Source organism: Kordia sp. E (genome assembly GCF_056033805.1).
The window spans coordinates 343068-369633 of the sequence record NZ_JBRASR010000003.1 but is presented as its reverse complement, the minus strand read 5'-3'; the positions used below and the strand labels follow the sequence as shown (position 1 = coordinate 369633).

Annotated in this window: 26 protein-coding genes and 1 other RNA gene; 13 read left to right on the top strand and 14 right to left on the bottom strand. The window is 32.1% G+C overall.

Annotated features, from left to right (window positions below):
• Positions 1-36 precede the first annotated feature (36 nt).
• Positions 37-1578, bottom strand: coding sequence for an NAD(P)H-hydrate dehydratase (locus tag ACUUYC_RS14795; protein WP_474266978.1), 1542 nt, complete (start codon positions 1576-1578; stop codon positions 37-39).
• Between the two features lie 374 nt (positions 1579-1952).
• Between ACUUYC_RS14795 and thrA the strand changes: the two genes are divergently transcribed.
• From thrA to thrC, 3 genes are all read left to right on the top strand, one after another.
• Complete coding sequence (gene thrA, locus ACUUYC_RS14790; RefSeq protein ID WP_474266976.1) at positions 1953-4400, top strand: bifunctional aspartate kinase/homoserine dehydrogenase I; 2448 nt, start codon at positions 1953-1955, stop codon at positions 4398-4400.
• Positions 4401-4403: 3 nt separating this feature from the next.
• Positions 4404-5327, top strand: coding sequence for a homoserine kinase (locus ACUUYC_RS14785; RefSeq protein ID WP_474266974.1), 924 nt, complete (start codon positions 4404-4406; stop codon positions 5325-5327).
• Positions 5328-5542: 215 nt separating this feature from the next.
• A complete protein-coding gene (gene thrC / locus ACUUYC_RS14780) occupies positions 5543-6823 on the top strand; it encodes a threonine synthase (RefSeq protein WP_474266972.1) in 1281 nt (426 codons plus the stop codon).
• Positions 6824-6892: 69 nt separating this feature from the next.
• On the opposite strand, the gene hchA is transcribed toward thrC, so the two are convergent.
• From hchA to ACUUYC_RS14765, 3 genes are all read right to left on the bottom strand, one after another.
• Positions 6893-7801 carry a glyoxalase III HchA gene (gene hchA, locus ACUUYC_RS14775; RefSeq protein ID WP_474266970.1) on the bottom strand — a complete coding sequence of 303 codons (909 nt, stop codon included), beginning with the start codon at positions 7799-7801 and terminating at the stop codon, positions 6893-6895.
• A gap of 24 nt (positions 7802-7825) precedes the next feature.
• Positions 7826-8455 (bottom strand): NAD(P)H-dependent oxidoreductase, encoded by a 630-nt coding sequence (locus tag ACUUYC_RS14770; protein WP_474266968.1) that lies wholly within the window; start codon positions 8453-8455, stop codon positions 7826-7828.
• A gap of 69 nt (positions 8456-8524) precedes the next feature.
• Positions 8525-9100: a Crp/Fnr family transcriptional regulator gene (locus ACUUYC_RS14765; RefSeq protein ID WP_474266966.1), complete on the bottom strand. Its 576-nt coding sequence runs from the start codon at positions 9098-9100 to the stop codon at positions 8525-8527.
• Positions 9101-9346: 246 nt separating this feature from the next.
• Between ACUUYC_RS14765 and gcvT the strand changes: the two genes are divergently transcribed.
• The 7 genes from gcvT (at position 9347) to ACUUYC_RS14730 (ending at position 15789) form a co-directional block, all read left to right on the top strand.
• Positions 9347-10429 (top strand): glycine cleavage system aminomethyltransferase GcvT, encoded by a 1083-nt coding sequence (gene gcvT, locus ACUUYC_RS14760; RefSeq protein ID WP_474266964.1) that lies wholly within the window; start codon positions 9347-9349, stop codon positions 10427-10429.
• A 9-nt stretch (positions 10430-10438) separates the two neighbouring features.
• Positions 10439-11260 carry a sugar nucleotide-binding protein gene (locus ACUUYC_RS14755; RefSeq protein WP_474266962.1) on the top strand — a complete coding sequence of 274 codons (822 nt, stop codon included), beginning with the start codon at positions 10439-10441 and terminating at the stop codon, positions 11258-11260.
• Positions 11261-11350: 90 nt separating this feature from the next.
• The gene (locus ACUUYC_RS14750; protein ID WP_474266960.1) at positions 11351-13372 is read left to right on the top strand and encodes a S41 family peptidase; all 2022 of its coding nucleotides are present in this window, start codon (positions 11351-11353) and stop codon (positions 13370-13372) included.
• 7 nt (positions 13373-13379) lie between these two features.
• Positions 13380-14423 carry an LIC11966 family surface protein gene (locus tag ACUUYC_RS14745; RefSeq protein WP_474266957.1) on the top strand — a complete coding sequence of 348 codons (1044 nt, stop codon included), beginning with the start codon at positions 13380-13382 and terminating at the stop codon, positions 14421-14423.
• 40 nt (positions 14424-14463) lie between these two features.
• Positions 14464-15174: a YebC/PmpR family DNA-binding transcriptional regulator gene (locus tag ACUUYC_RS14740; RefSeq protein WP_474266954.1), complete on the top strand. Its 711-nt coding sequence runs from the start codon at positions 14464-14466 to the stop codon at positions 15172-15174.
• Between the two features lie 126 nt (positions 15175-15300).
• Positions 15301-15486, top strand: a complete 186-nt coding sequence (locus tag ACUUYC_RS14735; RefSeq protein ID WP_474266952.1) for a hypothetical protein — start codon at positions 15301-15303, stop codon at positions 15484-15486.
• Positions 15487-15597: 111 nt separating this feature from the next.
• The gene (locus ACUUYC_RS14730; protein ID WP_474266950.1) at positions 15598-15789 is read left to right on the top strand and encodes a hypothetical protein; all 192 of its coding nucleotides are present in this window, start codon (positions 15598-15600) and stop codon (positions 15787-15789) included.
• 458 nt (positions 15790-16247) lie between these two features.
• Here the strand turns inward: ACUUYC_RS14730 and rnpB are convergent.
• An RNA gene (gene rnpB, locus ACUUYC_RS14725) (RNase P RNA component class A) lies at positions 16248-16545 on the bottom strand.
• Between the two features lie 180 nt (positions 16546-16725).
• Between rnpB and ACUUYC_RS14720 the strand changes: the two genes are divergently transcribed.
• The 3 genes from ACUUYC_RS14720 to ACUUYC_RS14710 all read left to right on the top strand — a co-directional run bounded on the left by ACUUYC_RS14720 (position 16726) and on the right by ACUUYC_RS14710 (position 19976).
• Positions 16726-18471 carry a DNA polymerase III subunit gamma/tau gene (locus ACUUYC_RS14720; protein ID WP_474266947.1) on the top strand — a complete coding sequence of 582 codons (1746 nt, stop codon included), beginning with the start codon at positions 16726-16728 and terminating at the stop codon, positions 18469-18471.
• A gap of 16 nt (positions 18472-18487) precedes the next feature.
• Positions 18488-19069, top strand: coding sequence for a MiaE family protein (locus ACUUYC_RS14715; RefSeq protein ID WP_474268503.1), 582 nt, complete (start codon positions 18488-18490; stop codon positions 19067-19069).
• Between the two features lie 205 nt (positions 19070-19274).
• Positions 19275-19976: a T9SS type A sorting domain-containing protein gene (locus ACUUYC_RS14710; protein ID WP_474266944.1), complete on the top strand. Its 702-nt coding sequence runs from the start codon at positions 19275-19277 to the stop codon at positions 19974-19976.
• Positions 19977-20128: 152 nt separating this feature from the next.
• On the opposite strand, the gene ACUUYC_RS14705 is transcribed toward ACUUYC_RS14710, so the two are convergent.
• From ACUUYC_RS14705 to ACUUYC_RS14665, 9 genes are all read right to left on the bottom strand, one after another.
• The gene (locus ACUUYC_RS14705; RefSeq protein ID WP_474266942.1) at positions 20129-20740 is read right to left on the bottom strand and encodes a porin family protein; all 612 of its coding nucleotides are present in this window, start codon (positions 20738-20740) and stop codon (positions 20129-20131) included.
• Between the two features lie 117 nt (positions 20741-20857).
• A complete protein-coding gene (locus tag ACUUYC_RS14700; RefSeq protein WP_474268501.1) occupies positions 20858-21784 on the bottom strand; it encodes a Ppx/GppA phosphatase family protein in 927 nt (308 codons plus the stop codon).
• Between the two features lie 18 nt (positions 21785-21802).
• Positions 21803-23905, bottom strand: a complete 2103-nt coding sequence (gene ppk1, locus ACUUYC_RS14695; protein WP_474266940.1) for a polyphosphate kinase 1 — start codon at positions 23903-23905, stop codon at positions 21803-21805.
• A gap of 2 nt (positions 23906-23907) precedes the next feature.
• Positions 23908-24393: a SixA phosphatase family protein gene (locus tag ACUUYC_RS14690; protein WP_474266938.1), complete on the bottom strand. Its 486-nt coding sequence runs from the start codon at positions 24391-24393 to the stop codon at positions 23908-23910.
• Between the two features lie 12 nt (positions 24394-24405).
• Positions 24406-25053, bottom strand: coding sequence for a pyridoxamine 5'-phosphate oxidase (pdxH, locus tag ACUUYC_RS14685; protein WP_474266936.1), 648 nt, complete (start codon positions 25051-25053; stop codon positions 24406-24408).
• 185 nt (positions 25054-25238) lie between these two features.
• The gene (locus tag ACUUYC_RS14680; RefSeq protein WP_474266934.1) at positions 25239-25460 is read right to left on the bottom strand and encodes a hypothetical protein; all 222 of its coding nucleotides are present in this window, start codon (positions 25458-25460) and stop codon (positions 25239-25241) included.
• A gap of 179 nt (positions 25461-25639) precedes the next feature.
• On the bottom strand, positions 25640-25828 hold the full coding sequence (locus tag ACUUYC_RS14675) for a hypothetical protein (RefSeq protein WP_474266932.1): 189 nt from the start codon (positions 25826-25828) through the stop codon (positions 25640-25642).
• 220 nt (positions 25829-26048) lie between these two features.
• Positions 26049-26204 (bottom strand): hypothetical protein, encoded by a 156-nt coding sequence (locus ACUUYC_RS14670; protein WP_474266930.1) that lies wholly within the window; start codon positions 26202-26204, stop codon positions 26049-26051.
• 151 nt (positions 26205-26355) lie between these two features.
• Positions 26356-26517: a hypothetical protein gene (locus tag ACUUYC_RS14665; protein WP_474266928.1), complete on the bottom strand. Its 162-nt coding sequence runs from the start codon at positions 26515-26517 to the stop codon at positions 26356-26358.
• Positions 26518-26566: the final 49 nt, after the last annotated feature.

The window sequence follows — 26566 nt, the reverse complement described above, 5'->3', positions numbered from 1 at the left end:
AAAAAGCGCTTTGAAATTATTCAAAGCGCTTTTTTATTACTGTGCTTCTTCTTCTTGTGGTGGTTCTTCTTCTTTTTCGAATAAATCCAAATATGCAGCACCTATATTTCTCACTATATCACTAGCAGTCAATGCCTGATACCCTAATCCTGTCAGTGCAATATCTCCTGCTTTTCCATGTAAATACACTCCAAAAATTGAAGCCGTAATCGGATCATAACCTTGTGCCATTAATCCAGTTAACATTCCTGTCAACACATCACCACTTCCTGCTGTTGCCATTCCTGGATTTCCAGTATTATTTATATATAAAGAGTTGTCATAAATTGTAATAGTATTTGCTCCTTTTATAATAAGAACAATGTCATACTTTTTAGCAAATGCTTTTGCTTTCTCTAATTTATCAAAATCATCAGACCACTCACCTACTAAACGTTCCAATTCTTTTGGATGCGGCGTTAAAATAGATTTTGCAGGAACTGATTTTAACATCGTTTTATTTGTTGCCAAAATATTCAATGCATCTGCATCAATTATCAATGGCTTTTTGTTGGTCTTCAAAAATGCTTTTAGCGCTTTTACAGTTGCTGCATCAGTTCCCAGGCCAACGCCCATTCCAATAACTGTTGGATCAATATCATACTTTATACTCGAAATATTTTTTTCTCCTTTATCACAAATTACCATAGCTTCTGGCAAAGCAGTTTGTAAAATACTGTAACCACATTCAGGAATGTACGATGTAACTAATCCTGTTCCAACGCGTAAACAAGCCGAACTTGCCAAAGTTACTGCGCCTATCTTTCCAAAACTTCCACCAACAATCATACTATGTCCATACGTTCCTTTATGTGCATATTTCTCTCTAGGAATATATAATGGTAATGCTTCAAACTTATCAACTAATTGAACTTCTGTATCGGTTGTTTGTAAATATTCCAAGTCTAATCCAACATCCAATGCTTCCCATTGTTGCATATATACTCCTGTTTCTGGTAAAAAGAAACTCAATTTTGGTGCTTGTCCTGTTAAGGTATAATTACTATTAATCACTGCTTCTTTATCTTCTGGTGCATGATCTGGATATAATCCTGAAGGAACATCCAACGAAACTGTATAGGCAGCTGAAGCATTAATATATTTAATTAAGCTTTTTACCCAATCAGAAGTTTCACGATTTAAACCTATTCCAAAAATGGCGTCTACAATAATATCTTCTTTCTGCATTTCAGGAAATTCCTCTCCTGAACTCAATAATTTTGGCCAAACTTTAAATTCTTTAATTCGATCATAATTAACCAAAAAATCTTTCGAACGCTTATCACTAAAATTCACTACATACGTATGTACATTATATCCATGATGTAGCAATTGTCTTCCTAAAACCAATCCTAAACCACCATTATTTCCAATTCCGCTAAAAATATGAATCGGAACTTGTGCACCTTGCATTCGCATGTGAAACCAGTTAAAAATTTGAGTACCTGCAAATTCTAGTAAGTCACTGGACGTAATTTTATTCTTTTCAATAGTTGTATTGATTGCTTCGTAGATTTGATCTGCTGAATATATCTTCATGTATTAAGTTTATTAAAGCAAGGGATTACGTTTTTGATGAAATCACTTGCAATTTACTATACTTTTTTAGTGCATTTTTAATAAAAAGGCATTTTCACTACACATCCGTGAAAAATAAATTTATAGTTTGTTAATGACCATAAAAGTAATACATTTGAACAATATCATACAATAAAATATGCGCTTAGTAGCAAACAATATTACTTTTATTAATTGCTTTACAGTTATCACTACAACTGTAACAATTTCTACTACAACCCCTTTTGGGGTCTAGCTATTTTACCATCCGGTGTTTATTCACATATTTATACAATACGTACTCATCTATAAACACTTTTTAAAGTTTCCATAATAACCATATCAATACAATACCCATGAACGTACTAAAATTTGGCGGTACTTCTGTCGCCAATGCACAAAATATAAGTCAAGTAATCGAAATCATATCGAAAGCTTCACAAAATGAAAAAGTTGCCGTTGTTGTTTCCGCTTTTGGAAATACAACAAACATGCTACTGAAAACTGCCGAACTCGCTGCTGTAAAAGACGAACATTACAAATCACTGTTGCAAGAAATTGAAAACAGACACATGCAAGTGGTAAAAGATTTAATTCCTGTAACTGATCAAAGTGCAATTATAAGTCATACAAAACGCTTACTAAACTATTTAGAAACATTATATGAAGGTTGTTATTTGCTTCGCGAATTGACACCTAAAACATTGGCTACTATTGCAAGTTTTGGAGAGTTATTATCTTCATATATCATTTCGGAAATTATGAAATTTCGTAAACTTGATAGCATTTACAAAGACAGTCGCGAATTAATTATCGCTTCTGACAGTTATGAAAATGCACAAGTAGAAATGAAGATCACAGCTAAAAACTGTGCTACTTATTTTAAAGAAAACAAACATGCAATTGTTATTTTACCTGGATTTATTGCAGCAACTGAAAATGGCGAAACGACAACTTTAGGTCGTGGAGGATCAGATTATACAGCAGCAATAATTGCCGCAGCAGTACATGCTTCACAATTGCAAATTTGGACAGACGTAAGCGGAATGTATACTTCAAACCCACGAATTGTAAAACAAGCAACTCCAATTCCACATATATCGTATCAAGAAGCGATGGAATTATCACACTTTGGTGCAAAGGTGATTTATCCGCCGACAATTCAGCCTGTGCTAAAAAAGGAAATTCCAATTTTAATAAAAAACACATTCAGTCCTGAAGAAGAAGGAACGCTTATTACAAAACATACAAACGGAAAACAACAGCCTGTAAAAGGTATAAGTTACATTGAAAATGTTTCATTACTAACGTTAGAAGGAAGTGGAATGATTGGAATTCCAGGGTTTTCAAAACGATTATTTGAAACATTACTAGCACAAAAAATAAATATTATTTTAATTACGCAAGCTTCATCCGAACACTCAATTTGTATTGGAATTAATGATAAAGAAGCATCCAAAGCAAAAATTGCAATTGATGAAGTATTTGCATATGAAATAGCTTCTGGAAAAGTAAACCCAATTTTGGTAGAACAACAATTAGCAATCTTAGCGCTTGTTGGTGAAAACATGAAAAACCATCAAGGTTTAAGTGGTAAAATGTTTAGTACGCTTGGGCGAAATAATGTAAATATTAGAGCAATCGCACAAGGTGCTTCTGAAAAAAATATTTCGGCAGTAATCAATAGTGATGATGCAAAAAAAGCATTAAATGCGCTTCATGAAGAATTCTTTGAAGAAAAAATAAAACAACTCAATTTATTTGTAATTGGTGTTGGAAATGTTGGCGAACGTTTCTTAGCGCAATTACAACAGCAAAATGATTTCTTATTGAAACAATTAAAATTGAACATCAGAGTTATAGGTGTTTCAAATTCAAGAACCATGCATTTTGATGAAGAAGGAATCGATCTAAACACTTGGAAAGATTCACTTGCAAAAGGAGATAAAGCAAGTTTGACTGAATTTCATGAAACTACAAAATCGTTAAATCTTCGTAACAGTATATGCATTGATATTACAGCAAGCGAAACGGTTTCAAAAGTATACGAACATTATTTACGCAACAATATTGCTGTTGTAACATGTAATAAAATTGCCTGTGCTTCACAATATGAAAACTATCAAAACTTAAAACGTATTTCCAGAAAATACAATGCTCCATTTCTATTTGAAACAAATGTTGGTGCAGGATTGCCAATAATTGACACGCTTAAAAACTTGATTGCTTCTGGAGACAGAGTTCACAAAATTCAAGCAGTTTTATCGGGTAGTTTAAATTTTGTCTTTAACAACTTTAGTACTGAAAATACATTTCGTGAGATTGTAATTCAGGCACAAAAAGAAGGTTACACAGAACCTGACCCAAAAATTGACTTAAGCGGTGTTGATGTTGCTCGAAAAATATTAATTCTAGCGCGTGAAAGTGGTTATATCATGGAATTAGAAGATATTGAAAACAACTCATTTCTTCCTGAAGAAAGTTTAGCAACGGCAACAAATGATGATTTTTATGCTTCATTAGAAAAGTTTGAAACACATTTTAAAAAAATATATAACGAAGCAAATGACAAAGACTGTCGTTTAAAATATGTGGCTACTTTTGAAGACGGAAAGGCACAAGTTGGATTGCAACACATTCCTGCTGATCATCCTTTCTACAATTTAGAAGGAAGTGATAATATAGTATTATTTTATACAGATCGTTATGTTGCGCAACCATTACAAGTAAAAGGTGCTGGTGCTGGTGCAGAAGTAACTGCTTCAGGAATTTTTGCAGATGTAATTAGAATTGGAAAATTTTAAACAATGAATGAACTAAAAATATTTGCTCCAGCAACCATTGCAAACGTATCCTGTGGATTTGATGTCCTTGGACTTTGCTTAGACACTGTTGGTGATGAAATGATCATTCGGAAAACTGCTGAAAAAGGTATTAAAATAACGAAACTTGTCGGGCAAGATTTACCACTAGAAACTCATAAAAATGTTGCTGGTGTTGCAGGATTAGCAATGCTTGAAAAGCTCAATTTAGATCACGGTTTTGAAATTGAAATTTATAAAAAAATCAAAGCTGGAAGCGGAATTGGTAGCAGCGCGGCTAGTTCGGCAGGAACTGTGTACGCAATGAATGAATTGCTTGGAAAACCGTTTACATTAAAAGAATTAGTTCCTTTTGCCATGGAAGGTGAAAAACTTGCTAGTGGAACTGCGCATGCTGATAATGTAGCTCCTGCCCTTTTGGGCGGATTTAGCTTAGTTAGAAGTTACAAACCATTAGATATCATCAAAATTCCAACGCCAAGTGAGTTATTTGCTACGGTAATTCACCCGCAAATTGAAGTAAAAACATCAGATTCTCGTTCGGTATTGAAACAGAATATTTCATTAAAGAAATCAATTATACAAATAGGAAATTTAGGTGGTTTAATTAGTGGATTATATACTTCCGATTATGATTTAATTAGTAGATCATTGCATGACGAAATTGTAGAACCATTGCGTGCTATCTTAATTCCAGGATTTAAAGAAGTTAAAGAAAATGCTATTACATGTGGCGCTTTAGGTGCAGGAATTTCAGGTTCTGGACCTTCTATATTTGCATTAAGCAAAGGAAAAGAAATGGCGGAAAAAGTAGCAAAAACCATGACCGAGACTTATAAAGCACTTGATATCGATTACGATGTGCATGTTTCAAAAATAAACACCAATGGTTGTCGGGTTATTGAGTGATTTGCATTTCGACTGCGCTCAATGTGACAGGTCTTGGGTCAAAATTATACACCAAACGTCACTTCGAGTGAATTTGTGAAACAAATTAGTATCGAGAAGTACTTTGAAATTCTAAATAGTTCTCGATACGCCAAATTAAAAATTTGTCACTCGAACTGACGCTTATAGAAAATAATAGCTAAAAGCAAACGGCTAGAAGCTTAAAAAAATAAAAAATGAATTATTACAGTTTACACCATAACGCTCCAAAAGTTTCTTTTAAAGAAGCTGTCATTAAAGGATTAGCGCCCGATAGAGGAATTTACTTTCCAGAAAACAGTACGCCATTATCAAAAGATTTTATCCAAAATATTGGCGATTATTCACATGAAGAAATTGCTTTTGAAGTAATTCAACAATTTGTCGGAAACGATATTCCAACAGATATTCTAAAAGAAATTATTGCAGAAACCTTGAGTTTCGATTTTCCGATTGTTCCGATTGAAGATAATATTGGAACCTTAGAATTGTTTCACGGTCCAACGATGGCGTTTAAAGATGTTGGTGCACGATTTATGGCACGTTGTTTAGGATATTTTAATCGTGATAAAGAAGAAAAAGTGACTGTTTTAGTGGCAACTTCTGGTGATACTGGTGGCGCAGTTGCTAATGGATTTTTAGGCGTAAAAGGTGTTGATGTTGTCATTTTATATCCTAGCGGAAAAGTCAGTGATATTCAAGAAAAACAACTAACAACGCTTGGTCAAAACATTACAGCTTTAGAAGTTGATGGCGTTTTTGATGATTGCCAAGAAATGGTCAAAACTGCATTTTTAGATTCAGAAATAGAACGTACACTAACATCCGCAAACTCGATCAATATTGCACGTTGGTTACCACAAATGTTCTACTTTTTCTTTGCCTATAAAACATTACACAAAAAACATAAAGACATAGTTTTTTCTGTTCCGAGTGGAAATTTTGGAAATATCTGTGCTGGAATCATGGCGCAAAAACTAGGTTTACCAATTCAACATTTTATCGCTTCAACGAATGTAAATGATACCGTTTCAAATTATTTAGAAAGTGGAGAATACGTTCCAAAGAAATCGATTGCAACTATTTCAAACGCAATGGATGTTGGAAATCCGAGTAACTTTATTCGTATTCAAGAATTGTATAATAATGATTTAGCAACGATTAAAAAGCATTTTTCATCTTACAGTTTCACAGATGACGAAACGAAAGTTGCCATGAAATCTATATACAATCAACATGGTTACATTGCCGATCCGCATGGCGCTGTTGGCTATTTAGGTTTAAAGAATCATGATTTACGAGATGCATATGGTGTTTTTCTAGAAACTGCTCATCCTGTAAAGTTTTTACCAACAGTAGAATCGACCTTGAGTCTAAAATTAGACATTCCTGAACAGATTCAGGAGATTATGCATAAAGAGAAAGAAGCAATACAAGCTGCAGATTATGATGATTTGAAACGTTTTTTGAATGCATAATGAACTAAAAAAAGAAAGCGATTTGAGTTAAAATTCAAATCGCTATTCTTATGTTTTTTGTGATCGTTATTATTTTACTTCTTTCAATAATTCAGTTGCCGCTAATTTCCCAAAATTGTTTGCTGCTTGAGGACTAGCTCCAGTAATTAACTTTCTATCTACATTAACAGTGTTGTCTGCTTCTTGATTAATAATTGTGACTCCCAAATTGTTTAACTTCTCTCCATATATCCAAGGCATTTCCCCAGGTGTATAACCGATCATTGGTCCTTGCGCATCTACAGTATCAGGAAATGAGGCAATTTTATACCCATTATATATATACGAATCTTTATCACCATCTGTACTTGCGGCTAACAAAGCTGCTGGACCATGACAAATAGCTAATGTGTATAAACCGTTATTATGTGACCAATGAATTAATTTATTTAAATCTTTATTTTCTGGTAAACCAAGCATTGCTCCGTGACCTCCAGGAATAAATATTGCTGCGTACTCTGAGGTATCATTCATTGAATTTTGAACAAAATTTGACAAGCTTCCTGGGTTCTCAAATTTCTTTTTAAATTCTGCATAAATCACTTTTACATTTTTATCATCTTCTGGCATTGCCCACATTTCAACTGCAACTGGTTTTCCTGTTGGCGTTACAACATCTACATCAAAGCCTGCATTTTTTAAATGTAATATTGGCAGAAGCATTTCTACAGGGTGATTTCCTGTTGAAAATTTTTTCCCATTAGCCATGGTCATATTTCTTTCCTCAGTACAAATCATTAACACTTTTTTAGTTCCCGTATACGGATTTTCATATTTAGTATTGTCAAAATCTGTTGTAGAAGATGTTGCTAACATTAATGCTAATGTAGATGGCGTGTATGCTCCATCTTCCGTAGACGTTGGCCTAGTTGTTATATATAACGTGATAAAAACAAGGATAATAATGCTTACTAAACTAATTACTATTTTTTTCTTCATGATCTTTAATCTTTATCTAGTTAATTATATAAAAGTTACTAATTTTTCTATTGGCTTTCTCACCTTAACAAGATTTACCAACCAATCCTTATCTGCATCTTTATATCCTATTGGTAACAATAGTGTACTGCGTAATCCTTTTTCACGTAAGTTTAAAATTTTATCTAATGCATTGGGATCAAAACCTTCCATTGGAGTACTGTCTACACCTTCGTACGCTGCTTGAGTAATGGCTGCCATAAAAGCAATATATGTTTGTCTTGCTGCGTGTTCAAAATTTGTTTCTGCATCTTTTTGCGGGTACGAAGACAATAACATTTGACGATAGTTTTCCCAACCTTCATTTTTAAAACCTCTAATTTCATTTGTTAAATCGAACATATAATTAATACGATCTTCTGTATAATTGTCCCATGCGGCAAATACTAATAGATGAGAACAATCAGTTACTTGCGATTGATTCCAAGCAATTTCTTTAATACTTGATTTAATTTCATCGTTTGTCACTACAAACACTTCAAAAGGTTGTAAACCACTTGATGTTGGCGCCAATCGAATAGCTTCTAAAATGTTGTTTATTTTTTCTTGTGGAACTACTTCGCCATTCATCGCCTTCGTAGCGTAACGCTCATTTAATTTATCTAAAAAACTCATTGTCATATTTTATTTATATGACAAAAGTATATGATCACATGAACGTGAAAATGAACCTATGGTAATAAATTAGTTTTTTATTCTTTGTTTTCGTACTCTACTTAAACTCTGTGGTGTTATTCCTAAATATGAAGCAATTTGGTAGTTAGGAATTATTTTTTCAAATTCAGCATAATCATTAACAAATTGATTGTATTTTTCTGATGCAGAAAGCGTTAACAAACTTAAAACTCGCTTTTGAAGTGTTGCGATACGCTTTTCAAAATTTTTACGTTGGAAGGTTTCAAACTGAGGATATTTTTTATAAAAGTCTTCAACTTTAGTTTTATCTATTATCAAAATTTTTGAAGCTGTCAAACTCTCTATTGACACTATCGATTTGTCAGTTGTATACAGTGTAATATAATCACTAATCCACCAATTTTTTATAGCAAATTGTATCGTGTATTCTTTTCCATCTTCTGTTTTATAAAAAGATCGTAAACAACCACTTGCAACAAAAACATGTTCTTTTCTCATAGAATTATCTGAAAGGACAACTTCTCCTTTAGCCAATTCTTTTTCAATGATGATTTCATTTAGGTAATTTTCTATTTCATCAGAAATAGAAGTGTAATTTTTAAAATAATCTAAAAGTTCGGTCATATATTCAAATTAACGTCAACACGTTTGTATATAATAAGCTGTTTGGATAGTCCTAAATTAGTAAAAGAAAAATAACAAGCAAGCAAAATAATATATGATAGAAAGAAACTCTTAAAATCCACTACAAAAACAATCAAATTTGTGAAATTTTCAAAAAGTCATGTTAATTTAAGAATCAAGTAAAAATTCATCATTTTTTTATATCTATTTTTCATAAATTCGCAATCAAATTAAGACAAAACAAACATGAAGGATACAGCTCTCTCAGAAATTCATAAAGCATTAGGCGCAAAAATGGTTCCTTTTGCAGGTTATAATATGCCCGTACAATACGAAGGCGTTAAAGTTGAACATGAAGTTGTTCGTACTGGCGTTGGTGTTTTTGACGTAAGTCATATGGGAGAATTTGTAATTTCTGGACCAAATGCATTGGCACTAATTCAAAAGATTGGAACAAATGATGCTTCCAAATTAGTTGACGGAAAAGCACAATACAGTTGTATGCCAAACAATGATGGTGGAATTGTAGATGATTTAATTATTTACAGAGTCAATGAAGAAAAGTACATCTTAGTTGTAAATGCTTCTAATATTGAAAAAGATTGGAACTGGATTTCTAGTCACAATGATGTTGGAGCCGAAATGAGAGATGTGTCTGATGACTATTCTTTATTAGCTATTCAAGGTCCGAAAGCGGTTGAAGCAATGCAGTCGTTAACGGAAGTTGATTTATCAAATATAAAATACTATACATTCCAAATTGCAAAGTTTGCTGGTGTAGATAATGTAATTGTTTCTGCTACTGGATATACAGGTTCTGGTGGGTTTGAAATTTACTGTAAAAATGATGTTGTTGCCGAAGTTTGGGCAAAAGTTTTTGAAGCTGGTGCTGATTTCGGAATCAAGCCGATTGGTTTGGCTGCAAGAGATACATTACGTTTGGAAATGGGGTATTGTTTATATGGAAATGATATTGACGATACAACTTCTCCTATTGAAGCTGGTTTAGGTTGGATTACAAAATTCACGAAAGAATTTACAAATTCAGAAGCCCTTCAAGCACAAAAAAGAACTGGTGTAGAACGTAAATTAGTTGCTTTTGAAATGCAAGAACGTGGAATTCCAAGACAAGGATATGATATCGTAGACGGAAATGGAAACAAAATAGGAAACGTAACTTCTGGAACCATGTCACCTTCAATGGGAATCGGAATTGGATTAGGATATGTTCCAACCGTATTTACAGATGTAGGAAGCAATATTTACATCCAAATTCGTAAAAATAGAGTTGCTGCAAAAGTGGTAAAGCTACCTTTTTATAAAAAATAGAAATTACATTTGAATAGAATTTTAATATTAGGAGCAAGCGGATATATAGGTCAAGCGATTTATAAAGAGCTTTGCTCCTATTTTGATGTTTACGGAACTTTTTACAGCAACAAATCATTCGCGAAGAATCAACATTTTTTTCGATACGATTTGGATTACGATGGTATTGATGAAATTGTACTGCAAGTACAACCTACAATTATCATTTCTGCTTTGCGTGGCGATTTTGCTGCACAAATTGAAGCGCATATTTTTTTAACAGAATATGTAAAGACAAAACCCTGTAAACTCTTTTTCTTGTCGTCTGCAAATGTCTTTGATGCTTATAGTAGTTATCCGTCGTATGAATATGACAAAACACTTTCGGAAAGTATTTACGGAAAATTAAAAATCAGGATTGAAAATATGCTCATGCGCTTGCCGCAGAAAAAATATGCAATCATACGTTTACCAATGGTTTTTGGACATAATTCGCCACGAATTCTTGAAATAAAGCAATGTTTACAAGAGAAAGTTTCTATTGAAGTATTTCCAAATTTGGTGATGAATACAATTTCTGATAAAAAGCTAACACAGCAAATTCATTACATGATTAACAGACGTAAAAACGGAATTTTTCATTTAGGCGCTGAAGATTTAATACATCACGAGGAATTTTTTACAGAAATATTGAAAAGCATGAATGTTGAAAAACCTATGTTTAAAAATGTATATACCTCAAATTTTGACCGTTTTTTAGCCGTTTTACCAAAAGACAACAAACTTCCAAAACATCTGGCTACGAGCAATCAGGAAACAATAGAATATATTTCTGGAAAGAAAACTTCATAAACTATCTCTTTTTAAATACTTTCCTACGTTAGCTAAAAAAGATTTGTTAAATTAGTGACTTTGATACACTACAAATTTTTATTCGCTTTCATGCACAAAATCTTAGGTTTCATATTGCTTTTGGTAGTTACTAACGCATTTGCGCAAACTGATTCTACATTTTGTAAAAAAGCTACCTTAGTATTAGAAACGTTAGACAAAAACCATTACCAACCAAAAGCAGTTGATGATGATTTTTCAAGTTATGTATTGAAAACGTTTTTCAAGCGGATTGACCCAAAACGAATCCTATTTGCTGAAAGTGATATTGCTACTTTTGAAAATCTTCAAACAAAACTAGACGATTTTCTATTGGGTAACGAATGTGATTTTATTCAAGAATTCAGTAAATCTTACGAGAAACAATTATTAGCTGCTCAAAAAAGCATTAAAAAAGTAGCAAAAAGTAGACTTGATTTTTCAGGGAAAGACAATATTACCTACGGAAGTATCAAAGATGAATCGCAATTTTCAAAAAATAGAAAGACACTTCAAAAACGTTGGACAAAGAAAATCCGAATTGAAGTTATTCGCGATTACTTATCCTTATCAAATCCATCAAATTTTAAAAAGATAAAAGCACAAATAAAATCTAAAATCATTGCTGAAAATAACTGTTACATTCAAGATAAATTGAATGCAGTTAATGGAATTCAATCTTTTATTGAAACCACTTTTTTAGATGTAGTTTGCTCCTATTTTGATCCGCACAGCAGTTATTTTGACCCAACAGACAATAGTAATTTTTTAAACTCTATTGGAACAGAAACAAACTCTATTGGCGTTTGGTTTTCTAAGAATAGTGATGGAAAAATCATTGTTTCTGGTTTGCAAACTGGAAGTAAAGCTTGGAAAGAAAAAGAAATTAATGCTGGTGATTTGGTCCTTTCATTAAGTGCTGGAGACACTGTTTTAAACACAACATGTCTTTCACTTTCGAGCTTGTACGATTTTATAAATGATGAAGCAAATACTTCGATTGCTATTAATGTATTAACATCAAAAAATACAAACAAAACTATTACGCTAGAAAAAGAGAATCTGAAAATTGAGCAAAACGCGATCAATACATTTATTCTAAAAGGCGAATATACTATTGGATATATTTCATTGCCAAGTTTTTATACGAACATGGATTACGGTTTTGGAAGCGCTAATGATATTGCAAAACAGTTGTTTAAACTAAATGCTGTTGATATTGATGGTTTAATTTTGGATTTGCGCGATAATGGTGGTGGATCAATGAAACAAGCAATCGATTTAGCCGGAATGTTCATTGACAAAGGTCCATTGGGCATTTACAGAGACGCAAGAAATAATAGAGAAATTATTAAAGATTTTAATCGTGGTACATTATTCACGAAACCTATGGTAATTCTGGTAAATCAAGGAAGTGCTTCAGCTTCTGAATTTATTACAGCGGCGTTGCGCGATCACCATAGAGCTATTGTGGTAGGTAGTAAAACCTATGGAAAAGGAACAATTCAAACTGTAATGCCGTTGCAAGATGATGCTGGTTTTATTAAAATAACGATTGATAAAATGTACGGTTTCAAAGGAAACACGCATCAAGCATCTGGGATTGTTCCAGATATTGTATTTCCAAGTTTGCATGTAGGTATTGAAGATGGTGAAAGTGGAAATGCTAACTTCATTCAAAATGATACTGTTTTAAAAGATGTTTATTTTAAAATGCCAAAAGCTGTTGATTATGAAAATATTCGTGCAAGAAGTTTGACACGTATGGAACAAAATTCATCTGTAAAAACGATAAAAGAAATCAATTCTAAATTATTGTCATATTTAAGTAAAGATCGAAAACTGGCGCTATCAGTAGAAGGAATTCAAAAAGACAATGACACTTTTGATACAATTTTTGAAAAAAGTGACGATTTAGAAATGAAACACACCACTTTTGAAGTTCTTAATTTAGAGGATTACAAAGAAATTTTAGCCTACAATAAAAATAAAGCCACGCTAAATTCATACACAATCAAAAACATTCAAACGGATCACGAAGTTGAAGAAACGTATCAAATTATTTCAGACTATATAAAACAACTTGCCAACTAACAATTCTATGAGATCAAACTACTTTCGTTTTATAATTCTTGTACTTAGTGTACTTACCATTCAAATCGCGTCAGCTCAAAGAATAAAAAACGCGAATGATTACTTAAGTTTTATCGGAAAAGAAAACGGTAAGATTAGTAAAAGTATGTGGAATTACACAAAATCTTTAGCACATAGTAAAAGTCCACGTAAAATTGAAGGCGATAGAAAACGATTATTGAAATCACTTGAACGTGCAATTATTAAAATAAAAAGAGCCAAAGCATACGAAGGTGAAGACGCATACAAAACACAAGTATTAGAATACATGGATTTGTATTCGAGCTTGTTAAAGAATGATTATGCTAAAATTGTAGACATGAAAGAGGTTGCAGAACAATCGTACGATTTTATGGAAGCATATATTTTAGCACAAGAATTGGCAGATAAACGCATGCAAGAAGCTCAACAAGCGTATGCAAGTGCGCAAAAAGACTATGCGACTCGTAACAACATTCGATTAGTTGATAAAGAAACGGAATTGAGCAAAAAAATGAAAATTTCAAATGAAGTCTTTGATCATAAAAATGATGTTTATTTAGTGTTTTTCAAAAGCAATATTCAAGAACGTTTTATGTTAAGTGCTTTATCTTCAAACGATATTAGCGCAATTCAACAAAATGCAAACGCACTGCAAACATTTGCCAAAGAAGGAATGACAGCTGTGGATACAATTGCTTTATACAAAGAAGACAAAGCATTGGTAAAAGCTACAAAAGTTGCGTTGCAATTCTATTTGGATGAAACTCAAAATACAGTTCCACAACTTATAGAATTCTTCTTGTTGAATGAAAAATTTCAAACTATAAAAGACGCTATTGAAAAAAAATCACAAAAAGATAGAACAAAAAAGGAAATTGATACGTATAATAACATGGTGAATGAAATTAATAAAGCCGTAGAAGATTTCAACAAAACAAACGCACAATTAAATAAAGAACGAAATAAAATTATTACGCAATGGAATGAAGCTTCAGCAAAATTTTTAAGCCGACATATTCCAAAAGAGTAATACAACATATATATTTGTAAAAAATAAAAAGAACTAGCACATGGGAAGAGCATTTGAATTTAGAAAAGCACGAAAAATGAAACGTTGGTCAGCAATGGCAAAAACCTTTACTCGTATTGGTAAAGATATTGTAATGGCTGTAAAAGAAGGTGGACCAAATGTTGATACAAATTCAAGGTTGCGTGCAGTAATTCAGAATGCAAAAGCTGCTAACATGCCAAAGGACAATGTTGAGCGTGCTATAAAGAAAGCATCTGATAAAAATACAGACAACTATAAAGAAGTACTTTTTGAAGGGTACGGACCGCATGGAATTGCTGTGTTGGTAGAAACTGCAACCGATAATAATAACAGAACTGTTGCCAATGTTCGTAGTTACTTTAACAAATGTGACGGAAACTTAGGAACACAAGGTTCGGTAGAATTTATGTTTGATCATACTTGTAATTTTAGAATTCCATCTGAAGGACAAGATCCTGAAGAATTAGAATTAGAATTCATTGATTTTGGTGTAGAAGAAGTATTTGCCGATGAAGATGGTATTTTATTATACGGACCATTTGGTAGTTTTGGAACTATTCAAAAAGAGTTAGAAAACAGAGAACTAGAAATTTTATCTTCTGGTTTTGAACGTATTCCACAAGTTACCAAGCCATTAAATGAAGAACAAACTGCTGATATTGAAAAGCTTCTAGAAAAGCTTGAAGAAGATGATGATGTACAAAATGTATATCATACGATGGCGGAATAAAATAGATCACATCTAAAAAATTATAAGTCGTTTGCGAAAAGTAAACGACTTTTTTTATGGCACAACCGTAACGCGCTGAAAATCAATTGTATTATATTGTAATCTATAACTAATAAATTATAGATCATGTTAAAAAACATCTTAAATCTAAAAGGAATAGAAAAACTAACTAAGAATTCACAAAAAGAAATTTTAGGAGGACGTAGAAAACTTGCAGAATGTGTAAATGCATCACATTGTCCAATAAATCATATTTGTCAAAACGGAACGTGCTTTAATTGCTACGCAGGAAATGGATTATGGTATTGTTAAAAAATGAAATAAATATCGGTTTTGCATTAATTTTCTAAAAATCAATATTTTACAAAATCGCAATTCACATGAATCATTAATATCAATATTATTAATCATAAATCTACGATCATGAAAAAAAGAAATCTAAAATCACTTCAGCTAAACAAAAAATCAGTTTCTAAACTACAAGTAAATAATGTACATGGAGGTCTTATGACACAAGATCAAGATGATGGTTTACTAACTTGGGGTTGTACTTTCAATTTTGCCTGTTGGTCCATTGTATGTCCAACAGATTTATGTAGTGAAGGATGCAATTAAAATAGTCCATAATAAAAAAAAGTATTCTTTGGGAGATTTTTTTCAATTATTAAATACGGTTTTACCTTACAAATAATATACGTTTCTTACACGCAACAATCAAAAACCAAGCGTACATTTACACTAATTAAAATTAGTTTATTTAAAGTTATTTCAAAATTGAATTTGAGTGTTAGTGCATAAATAAATTAAGGAGAGAATTCGCTGAAAAATTTGTATCATTTTTTCATATGTGAATTATTAAGTTAATACTAAGTTTTCTTCAAATTTTTGATAAAAGCGTATTTCTCTTCTTTTTTATGCCATCTCATAAAAATACTTTGAAATTTCACTTGCCAATAAGATTAGTCTTGCCTAAGACTTAAAATTCACCTTTGCAAAATTGAATTCCATTAAAATAGAAGCTATAAAAATAAAAATTCGCTAGTTAGCGAATTTCTCTAAACCTGAGTTTCATTAAAAAAAGCAGGCCGTAAGCCGAATCCTGTCTAAGCCTTATCATTTATCTAAAATTATCGTTACCAATAACTTTTATCTGCCTACCCTTGAACATTGAGCGTGCCGCTCTTAAACGTTCATATACATGGCATTGCACCTCGTAGAGTTTACCTGGTTTCACTACAGCATTACCTGTACATACTTTCTGCTGCACTTGTCCTCGCCTTTCGACGGACGGATGTTATCCGCTACAATGCACTATGGTGTCCGGACTTTCCTCTCCTTCCCGAAAGAAGCAGCGATAAGGTAGCCTGCTCTGTCGGCAAAAATACACATTTGTTTGAGATTGGTATGCTGTAATGCTAAAAAATGAAGATTTAAAATGGTTTGCTTTCTACATATAAAACTGTTAATAAAAAAGCAGAACTATCTTCTTATTTGAGATGTTTCATTAGAATTCTATTATTATATTTGCTGTCATAAGATTACCTTTTTTCTATGGAACATTTTATTGTATCAGCTCGTAAATACAGACCGCAAACATTTAAAGATGTTGTCGGACAGCAAGCGATTACAAATACTTTAGAGAATGCCATAGAACGCAGTCACTTGGCACAAGCATTATTATTTTGTGGTCCAAGAGGTGTTGGGAAAACAACCTGTGCTCGTATTTTAGCAAAGAAGATCAATCAGGATGGAACTGAAAACCCTGATGAAGATTTTGCTTTTAATATTTTTGAGTTAGATGCCGCTTCCAACAACTCTGTAGATGATATTCGTAGTTTAATAGAACAAGTTCGTATTCCACCACAAGTTGGAAACTACAAAGTGTATATTATTGATGAGGTTCATATGTTATCGCAAGCAGCATTTAATGCTTTTCTAAAAACATTAGAAGAACCACCAAAACACGCCATTTTTATTCTGGCTACGACCGAAAAACATAAAATTATTCCAACGATTTTATCAAGATGTCAAATTTTTGATTTTAAACGAATCGGTGTAAAAGATGCCAAAGAATATTTAAAATATATTGCTGAAAGTCAAGGTGTAGAAGCTGATGATGATGCACTTCATATTATTGCTCAAAAAGCAGATGGCGCCATGCGTGATGCATTGTCTATTTTTGATAGAGTTGTGAGTTTTTCAGGAAAACAGTTGACAAGACAAGCTGTAACAGAGAATTTAAATGTTCTTGACTACGAAACGTACTTTACAGCAACTGATTTAATGTTAGAGAATAACATTCCACAATTATTAGTCGATTTCAACAAAACCTTATCAAAAGGATTTGATGGACATCATTTTGTTGCTGGAATTGCTTCGCACTTTAGAGATTTACTTGTCTGTAAAAATCAAGCTACGATTGCTTTATTAGAAGTTGGTGATCAAACAAAACAGAAATATTTAGAACAATCACAAAAAACAACGCAGCAATTCTTAATGAAAGGAATTGAATTGGCAAATGATTGTGATTTGAAATATAAAACAAGTAGAAATCAACGACTCTTAGTTGAATTATGCTTGATGCAACTTGCCTCTATCAATTATGATGGAGAAAAAAAAAATAGCGATCGGTTCATAATTCCTGCTACTTTCTTTTTGGTAAATGGTAAAAAAATTGACCCTATTGCAAAAGTTAGCACGCCACAACAAACGAATTCACACGAAAATACAGCAACTCCAGCAGTTACAAATACAGTAACTGAAGAAAAGTCAGTTCCACAAAAACCAGTAGTAATTCCTACGGAGAAACCAAAGATTAATATTTCTGCAATGCGAAATAAAGTTTCTGGTTTATCATTATCAAGCATAAAAGCTAAGCAAGAGCATTTGAAAAAACAACAAAATAAAGTTGTGGATCAAAAAGACTTGCCAAGTGATCCTTTTACGGAAGAACGCATGTTAGAAGTTTGGAATGCTTATGTGGAACGAATTGATAGAAAAGGAGAGAAAATTATGTCTTCTTTATTATCTACAGATATTCCGAAGTTAAAAGGTGATTCAACAATTACGATAGAATTACCAAATGAAACAATGCGTATTGAGATAGAACGTGCTCAATATCCACTATTGGAATATATTCGTAAGGAATTGAATAATTACGATGTTACGCTTGAAATAGATGTAAACGAGCTTACTGTAAAAAAGTATGCGTTTACATCACGTGATAAATACGAGAAACTAAAAGAAATCAATCCGTTAGTAGAACGATTACGAAAAGAGTTTGATTTAGAAATTTAATATTGAACATACAATGATGTTAGGTTTAAAATTACCAACAGATCCACGTTGGGTGAATATTGCAGAGAAAAATATTGAAGAGATTTTAACAGATCATGCTTTTTGTGAACAGAAAGCTACAAGTACTGCAATTTCATTAATTGTGAGTTTTCCAGAATACTCTGAACTTGTGGAAGCTATGATTGCGTTGGTAAAAGAAGAAATAAGTCATTTTAAAATGGTGCATGATCACATTCTTACCAGAGGTTGGAAATTAGGTCGTGATCGTAAAGATGCCTACGTTTCTAAATTGCTGCAATTTTTTCCTAAAGGTGGTAGCAGAACAACTCAACTAGTACACAGGTTATTATATGCTGCATTAATTGAAGCTAGAAGTTGTGAACGTTTCAAATTGCTTTCGGAACACATAGAAGATCAAGAACTAGCAACTTTCTACAAAAATTTAATGGTAAGCGAAGCCAATCATTATACAATGTTTTTAGGTTTTGCAAGACAATATGGAGATAGAACTGAAGTAGATAAAAAATGGGATGCATTATTAGATTTTGAAGCTGAAATCATGAAAGGCTTAAGCAAGAAAGAAACCATGCACGGATAGTTTTCTTTTAGACATGATGTCGCTCTTAGATTATTGGAAACGTTTTTTTAATGACTGTACTCTTAGAATGTAAAATCTTTGATATTTTCTCTTCTTATTATAAAAACATTAACTTTAATATCGTGATTTATAAATTGTGACTAACAACTCTATTATCATTACTTATTGTATCTTATATTTGAATATACTATCTAAATACAATTTCATGAAAAAAATCTACGTTTCTATTTTATTACTATTTCTAAGTTATTCTATACATGCACAAATTGATCCTGATTTATTAGGACAATGGTATTTACATTACATGGAAGTAAATGGTACTAGAACTTATATTCCAGCAGTTACAGATAACCCTGCAGTTTTTATAACTTTTAACAATGATGCAAGTCCTGGATTTCCTACAATAGGAGGTGATAGTTCTTGTAATTTCATTATGGGAGAATATGATGCTAATGCTACAAACGGCACTATCACCTTACCTTTTATTACAGCAACATTACTCTTATGTCAAGGAGATACTTTTGAAACACCTTACATGGCTATTCTATTAAACACCAATCCTTTCGACTACACAATAGATATTCCTAACGAATCCTTAACAATGGTTGATTTGTCAGGTAAAAAACTTGTATACGGAAGGCAAGTTTTATCTGTAGAAGACAATAAAACGCTTTCAAATGCTTTAAAATTATATCCAAATCCAGTAAAGAATCAACTTTCTATTTCTGGAATTTCAACTAATGCAAAGACCGTTTATTCAATTTATAACCTTGTTGGAAATATTATAATTTCTGAAAATTCATTACAACAAAATCAAATTAATGTGAGTTCTTTAAAAACAGGAATTTACTTTTTAAAGGTTACGAGTAATGGTAAAACTGCTATCAAAAAGTTTGTAAAAATATAGATTATTAGAATCGTTACACTTTAGGTTTTTAGATCAAAAAAACGTCAAACTGAAAATTTCAGCTTGACGTTTTTTATTGAGGGATTTATTTAGGCACTATTATAGATTCCTGCCTAGACAAGAATAATAAGATATTTAGGTCAAAGTCTATATTACAGTCTATACGTAACTCCAATTTGAATTACTGCATTTTTCCCTTCTATATTTGGCGCTCTGTCTTCATCAAACATATCTGCTAAACCAAGACTATAACGTGCTTCTATTGAAACGTTTTCAAGTACATTTAGACCAAAACCAGCATTTACAGCAAAGTCAAAATTTTTGAAATTGTCTTCAAATTCGTGTACTTTGAAACCAACTTGTGGTCCAACTTGAATGTTGATAAAGTTTGTTAAATCATACTTTAGCATTAACGGAATTTGTAAATAATCGGCACGTAATTCTTTTTGTTTTGAACCTTGCGCTGAGTATAGAAATTCTGGCTGAAAACGTAAATTTCCAGTAACGTGCATATCTACTAAAAAGCCAAATACGGCTCCTATTCTTGAGTCATTAAAACCATCTTGAAGGTCATCAAGATTTGTAGCACTATAATTTGAAAGGTTGATTCCGGCTTTAAAACCATATCTAGTTTCTGTGTCAGTATCTTGCTCATCTTCTGTATATGAAACTGTGTCAGCATCTTTATCTGATTCTTTTTCAGACTCTTGCGAAAACACACTAAAGCTACATATCAAAAATGAAAGTAATAGTATTTTTTTCATCTGTTTGGTTTTTTATTTTTGAGATTAAGTCACATAAAATTCATCTACAAATTAATCTTATAGATTTATTTATATAACTTATTAAGTTAGTTTGAATTAAATGTAAGTATTGGGTATTTAAAAACTTAAAATATTCGATGCATTTTTGTCATTTTTCGATGTCTCGAAGAATAATGTCTTTATAATACCATCTGCAAGTCCAATTTTTGGCACAAATATCTTTCTAGCTCCACTCCATTTACATGCGGAAAGATAAATTCGTGTTGCTGGAATGATTACATCGGCTCTATCAGGGTTTAATCCTAATTCTGAGATTCGTTCTTCATACGTTAAACTTTGCAAGAATTGATATTGCGCATTTAGGTAGATGTACGATAATGGTTCACCAACGGTTGTACCAGACATTTTGTATAGTTTATTGATGTTTCCACCAGAACCAATCAATGAAAGTCGTTTTAAGTCTTTTGTATTCTTTTTGATCCACTTTTCAATTTCTTTCCAAAAACTTTCATCAACCATTTTGTTTAATAACCGAACAGTTCCTATTTTGAAAGAGCGTGATGTTTTTATTTTTCCGTTTGAAAATATGGTAAATTCAGTACTTCCTCCACCAACATCAACGTATAGATAATCTTTTTCTTTTTCAATTACATTATGCAAATCAGTAGAAGCAATAATTTCCGCTTCTCGTTTACCATCAATAATTTCAATATTGATATTTGCTTTTTTCTTTACTTTTTCAACAACAGCATTTCTATTTTTAGCTTCACGCATTGCAGAAGTTGCGCAAGCCATATACATTTCTACACCATGAATATCCATCAATAAACGATAGGATTTCATCGCATTCAACATTCGTTCTACATTTTTTGGAGAAATCATTCCATCCGTAAATACGTCTTGTCCTAAACGAATAGGCACACGTACTAGGGAACTTTTTTTGAACTTTGGATTTTTATTTTCTTCTTCAATTACATTTGCAACTAATAATCGTATAGCATTCGATCCAATATCAATGGCAGCAAATTTTCTAATCTTCAAAATGAAATTCTTTTTTATGTGTTAATTTGACATTTTTTGTAAATAATAGTCATACGTTGCAAATTGCGAGCGTACTTTTATAAGTTGATTGGCACGATATGCATTATCTTGTTTTGATGAAAAAATACGCGCTTTTACATTATCACTCCAACCAATATTGAACGTATCCAAGAGCTCTTGTTTGATGCCTTCATCATATATTGGACAGGAAACTTCAACGCGTTTGTCAATATTTCGTGTCATCCAATCTGCAGACGATATATATACTTTTGAATCTCCGTTATTCCCAAAGATAAACATTCTTGGATGTTCTAAAAATTTGTCGACAATACTTATCGCTTCAATATTTTCACTCATCCCTTTTACTCCAGGAATTAAACAACATATTCCTCGAACAATGAGTTGTACTTTTACACCTGCTCTACTCGCATCATAAAGTTTATCTATAATTTTATAATCAGATAAGCTATTGACTTTGATTTTTATATATGCCTCATTTCCTGCTTGTGCATTTTTTATTTCTGTATTGATAAGTTTGTAAAGCATGTTACGTGTATAATGCGGAGAAACGATTAAATGCTTGTATTTCGTGACTTTGTAATTGGTTTCAAAGAAGTCGAATACTTTATCAACTTCTTTTAAGATATCTTGATCAGCCGTAAATAGTGTGTAATCTGTGTAAATTTTCGCAGTAGATTCGTTTACGTTTCCAGTACTTACAAAACCATAACGTACCATTTTATTATTTTCTAAACGTTGTATTACACAGGTTTTACTATGTACTTTTAAACCTGGCACACCAAAGATTAGATTTATTCCTTCACTTTGTAATTGTTCGGCGTATTTGATGTTTGCAGCTTCATCAAAACGTGCTTGTAATTCAATTTGAACCGTTACTTTTTTACCATTTTTCACTGCATTGACTAATGAACTTGCAACATGCGATATTTTTGCCAAACGATAAATAGTGATTTTTATGTTTTTTACTTTTGGATCTAATGCAGCTTCACGCAAGAAACGAACAACGTATGAAAACGTATGATACGGTGCATATTGTAAATAATCTTTTTCTGCAATTTTCTCAAAAATACTTCCTTCCATACTAAATCCTTTGATAGGTAATGGAGGATATGGCTTGTAGAGTAAATCTTTTCGACCTAAACTTGGAAACGACATGTAATCTCTACGATTGTGATATCTTCCACCAGGAATTAAGCTATCAATATCGTCAATTTCCATTTTATCTGTAAGGTATTCAAATGTAGCTTTTCCAATGGTTTTATCATATACAAAACGAACAGGTTCACCACTTTTTCTACCTTTTACACTTGAAGAAATTTTCTGAATAAAACTTTTTGACAAATCATTATCGATGTCTAATTCTGCATCACGTGTAATTTTAATCATGTGTGCCGACAAACTTTCGTATTCAAAAATACTGAAGATGTTTGCCAAACAGTGACGAATTAAATCATCTAAAATTATAATATAACGCTTGTCTCCTTCAGTTGGTAATACAATAAAACGATCAATTGTTTTTGGAATTTCAATTAATGCGTGACGAATTTCTTTTACTTTTGGCTTAAAGAAACGCGTCACTTTACTTGTATTTTTGACTTGTGTTTTTAACACCATTCTAATTGCCAAATATGCTGCTTTATCTTTTAAGCTTGGCATTTCATCAATATCATCTAAAATTATTGTTACCAACGCTGGACTTACTTTTTCGATGAAATATTTTTCGATGTATTCACTTTGACTTTTAGATACTTTTTGTTCGTTTACAATAAAAATATTTTCCTTTTCAAGTTCGTTTTGAACTTCATTCAGGATGCGTAAACTTTCCGTTTGTTGCTTGATTACAATTTTTGTGATTTGCTCTAATAAGTCTTTTGCCTTTGATCCTCCTAAAACACTTCGTCCACCTTTTCCTGCTTGAGCAATACGTTTTACGGTTGCATAACGCACTTTAAAAAACTCATCTAGATTGTTTGAAAAGATTCCGATGAATCGAAGTCGTTCAATCAATGGAACTGTTTTATCGGCTGCTTCTTGCAATACACGCCCGTTGAATTCCAACCAACTGAGTTCTCTATTTATGTATGTATTTTTTGATTGTTGCATTGTTATTTTAAGTCTTTAGGGAATACTTTTAATATTGTTTTTCCGTCTTCAAGTTTTCTCCAAGAAGTTGTATTAAACTGAATCATTACTAGACCACTTGTTGGCACATTGTCAAAAAAATTGTCTCCATAGGTATTTACTACTGCAGTGATTGCATGATTATGTCCAAAAACCATCAATCGATCTACAGCATCATCACAAGATTTTATGGTTTCCAATAAGCTTGATCCACCAAAATCATACATTCCTTCTTTGATGGTAATTTCTTCAAATGGGTAGTTCAATGTTCTACAAAAAATTGCGCAAGTATGTAACGCTCTATTTGCAATACTTGAATAGACAACTTCTGGCAATTCAATTTTATCTACAACATGATTTGCTACTAAGTGTGCATCTTGTATTCCTCGCAATTTTAGCGAGCGATCTTTGTCATCTACAGGATGTTCCCAAGACGATTTTGCATGTCGAACAATGATTAGTGTTTTCACTTTTGCTTCTTTTTATGGCGATAAACGCGCTATTTCCCATGAATAGTCTTCTTGTAATTGATAACGTATTCTGTCATGCAATCGATTGGCTCTACCTTGCCAGAATTCTATTTCTTGTGGTTTTATAATGTATCCGCCCCAATATGAAGGTCTTTCTATTTCTTTTCCATCGTAAGCAGTTTCTAAATCTTTTAACTTTTCTTCTATAACTTCTCTAGAAGTAATTACTTCGCTTTGCTGTGAAACGATAGCACCTAATTGACTTCCGCGTGGACGCGATTCAAAGTATCCATCAGAAAGGTTTTTAGCAATCTTTTCTGCTTTTCCTTTGATGATAATTTGTCGTTCCATTGCTGGCCAAAAAAACGATAAACATACATTTGGATTTTCGGCAATAGCCAAGCCTTTTTCACTTTCATAATTTGTGTAAAAGATAAAACCTTCATATGTATATTTTTTGAGTAGCACTACTCTACTTTTCGGAAAACCATCTTTCCCAAGCGTACTTATGGTCATGGCATTTACTTCCGCAACAGTTTCAGATTTTTCTACTTCTAAAAACCAATTTCTGAACATCTCTATTGGATTCTCAACACAGTTTTCTTCTAGCAATTCGCTTTTTTCGTATGATTTTCTGTAATCGCTTAAATCTTGTTTCATTTGGCTATATTAATGCATTTTAGCAACATTTGATAGTGAATGCAATTTACAGTTTTTCATTCATAATGTAAAGTAAAAACAACTGCATTTATATTAAGTTTTCAGAAAGTATTTGTGATAACTTTTATGTATAAAAAAAGGGACAACAATTGTTGTCCCTTTTTAGTTAAGTGCAATTTAACACATTAATTTTCTTGTTCGTATGTACATCCGCCAGCGCCAAACTCGCTAGGTCCATTTTCACAAAGAATTGAATATGCCGTACACATGTTATTTGCTGATTGACAACCTCCAACACTACAAAAAGCTGAACATCCTAATGTTCCAGCTCCATGAATCATTTTTTGATCTAATGAAGAAATAGAATTCTTTTTAAGTTTTAATTTTACAGTCTTTACTTTTTTCATGATTATAACTTTATTTGCCTACGTTTTTATAGGTTTTCGGCAACACCTTTCAATCGATTAATGTTTCGAAATTAGAAAGGATTTCACATGAAAAAAAACATGTTTAACGTAAATTGGATGATTTAAGGACATAAAAAAAGACAGCTTAAAAGCTGTCTTTTTATTGTTATATTTTATTTCTATTCTATGGCATAGCAAACACCATTTTCGTCTGGTAAATCAGTCATCCTATATCTACCTGGGAGATTTGTTTTTAAATCTTCAGATATTGGATCAGTTCCACCTTTTAGGTTTTTTTGAATTAGTCTATCAATAGCTGCAATAGATACTTTCGAGAATTTTAGATTTTGTTTTGTCGATTTCTTCATACTAATATGTTTTAATTATTTTCTATTCTAAATATAAAAAACTAAGATTTACTTATACTTCTCTTCTCACCTTAAATTAGACAATTTAAGGGAATTAATAAGTTTTCAAAATACTAACAATCAAACACTTGAACCACCCTATCCTTTTTAAAAATATTATTTTATTGTATAAAAAAAAGGAGCGATAAACGCTCCTTTTTCAACATATTGCTTTTTGATTTTAGTGACATTGCATGTTTCCACACATACTGTATAATGCCGTTTGCGTACATGTTGGTGTACATGTATGATGCCAACCACCATTTACTGCATTTTCTTCTAAAGTTGAAATTTTCTTTTTGTTTAAATCTAATTTTAAAGTTCTTGATTTTTTCATGGTTATAAGTTTTAATAGTGCCTACTATTGTTAAAGGCTTTCGGCTATGCCTTATCAATTTTTGTAGGTAAATTGATATTGCAATCTATTGAAGAATTAAGAGCATAAAAAAAGCTACCTCCTTAAATCAGCTAATTTAAGGTTCAAAAAACTAGAGGCAATTTAGGTTTCCGCATTGAGATCCCTTAGCCGATAAATGTCCAGGAATTGAGATTGGATCAGTTCCTCCTATTATCTTAGTATTGAGCATGATGCTAATTTTTGCAATTTCAATTTTTGATAATTGCAACTTTTTAAGTTTCTTTTTTTTCATGATCGTAACGTTTTTAGTATTGTTAATATTGGTTTGTTTTAGTCACTAA

Coding starts and splice junctions, on each gene's coding strand:
- gcvT (WP_474266964.1), top strand. CDS start 9,347: ATGAAGGATACAGCTCTCTCAGAAATTCATAAAGCATTAGGCGCAAAA.
- ACUUYC_RS14675 (WP_474266932.1), bottom strand. CDS start 25,828: ATGAAGAAATCGACAAAACAAAATCTAAAATTCTCGAAAGTATCTATT.
- thrA (WP_474266976.1), top strand. CDS start 1,953: ATGAACGTACTAAAATTTGGCGGTACTTCTGTCGCCAATGCACAAAAT.
- ACUUYC_RS14785 (WP_474266974.1), top strand. CDS start 4,404: ATGAATGAACTAAAAATATTTGCTCCAGCAACCATTGCAAACGTATCC.
- ACUUYC_RS14770 (WP_474266968.1), bottom strand. CDS start 8,455: ATGAGTTTTTTAGATAAATTAAATGAGCGTTACGCTACGAAGGCGATG.
- ACUUYC_RS14705 (WP_474266942.1), bottom strand. CDS start 20,740: ATGAAAAAAATACTATTACTTTCATTTTTGATATGTAGCTTTAGTGTG.
- pdxH (WP_474266936.1), bottom strand. CDS start 25,053: ATGAAACAAGATTTAAGCGATTACAGAAAATCATACGAAAAAAGCGAA.
- ACUUYC_RS14745 (WP_474266957.1), top strand. CDS start 13,380: ATGAGATCAAACTACTTTCGTTTTATAATTCTTGTACTTAGTGTACTT.
- ACUUYC_RS14715 (WP_474268503.1), top strand. CDS start 18,488: ATGTTAGGTTTAAAATTACCAACAGATCCACGTTGGGTGAATATTGCA.
- ACUUYC_RS14795 (WP_474266978.1), bottom strand. CDS start 1,578: ATGAAGATATATTCAGCAGATCAAATCTACGAAGCAATCAATACAACT.
- ppk1 (WP_474266940.1), bottom strand. CDS start 23,905: ATGCAACAATCAAAAAATACATACATAAATAGAGAACTCAGTTGGTTG.
- ACUUYC_RS14740 (WP_474266954.1), top strand. CDS start 14,464: ATGGGAAGAGCATTTGAATTTAGAAAAGCACGAAAAATGAAACGTTGG.
- ACUUYC_RS14730 (WP_474266950.1), top strand. CDS start 15,598: ATGAAAAAAAGAAATCTAAAATCACTTCAGCTAAACAAAAAATCAGTT.
- ACUUYC_RS14680 (WP_474266934.1), bottom strand. CDS start 25,460: ATGAAAAAAGTAAAGACTGTAAAATTAAAACTTAAAAAGAATTCTATT.
- ACUUYC_RS14750 (WP_474266960.1), top strand. CDS start 11,351: ATGCACAAAATCTTAGGTTTCATATTGCTTTTGGTAGTTACTAACGCA.
- ACUUYC_RS14765 (WP_474266966.1), bottom strand. CDS start 9,100: ATGACCGAACTTTTAGATTATTTTAAAAATTACACTTCTATTTCTGAT.
- ACUUYC_RS14735 (WP_474266952.1), top strand. CDS start 15,301: ATGTTAAAAAACATCTTAAATCTAAAAGGAATAGAAAAACTAACTAAG.
- thrC (WP_474266972.1), top strand. CDS start 5,543: ATGAATTATTACAGTTTACACCATAACGCTCCAAAAGTTTCTTTTAAA.
- ACUUYC_RS14720 (WP_474266947.1), top strand. CDS start 16,726: ATGGAACATTTTATTGTATCAGCTCGTAAATACAGACCGCAAACATTT.
- ACUUYC_RS14670 (WP_474266930.1), bottom strand. CDS start 26,204: ATGAAAAAATCAAGAACTTTAAAATTAGATTTAAACAAAAAGAAAATT.
- ACUUYC_RS14710 (WP_474266944.1), top strand. CDS start 19,275: ATGAAAAAAATCTACGTTTCTATTTTATTACTATTTCTAAGTTATTCT.
- ACUUYC_RS14665 (WP_474266928.1), bottom strand. CDS start 26,517: ATGAAAAAAAAGAAACTTAAAAAGTTGCAATTATCAAAAATTGAAATT.
- hchA (WP_474266970.1), bottom strand. CDS start 7,801: ATGAAGAAAAAAATAGTAATTAGTTTAGTAAGCATTATTATCCTTGTT.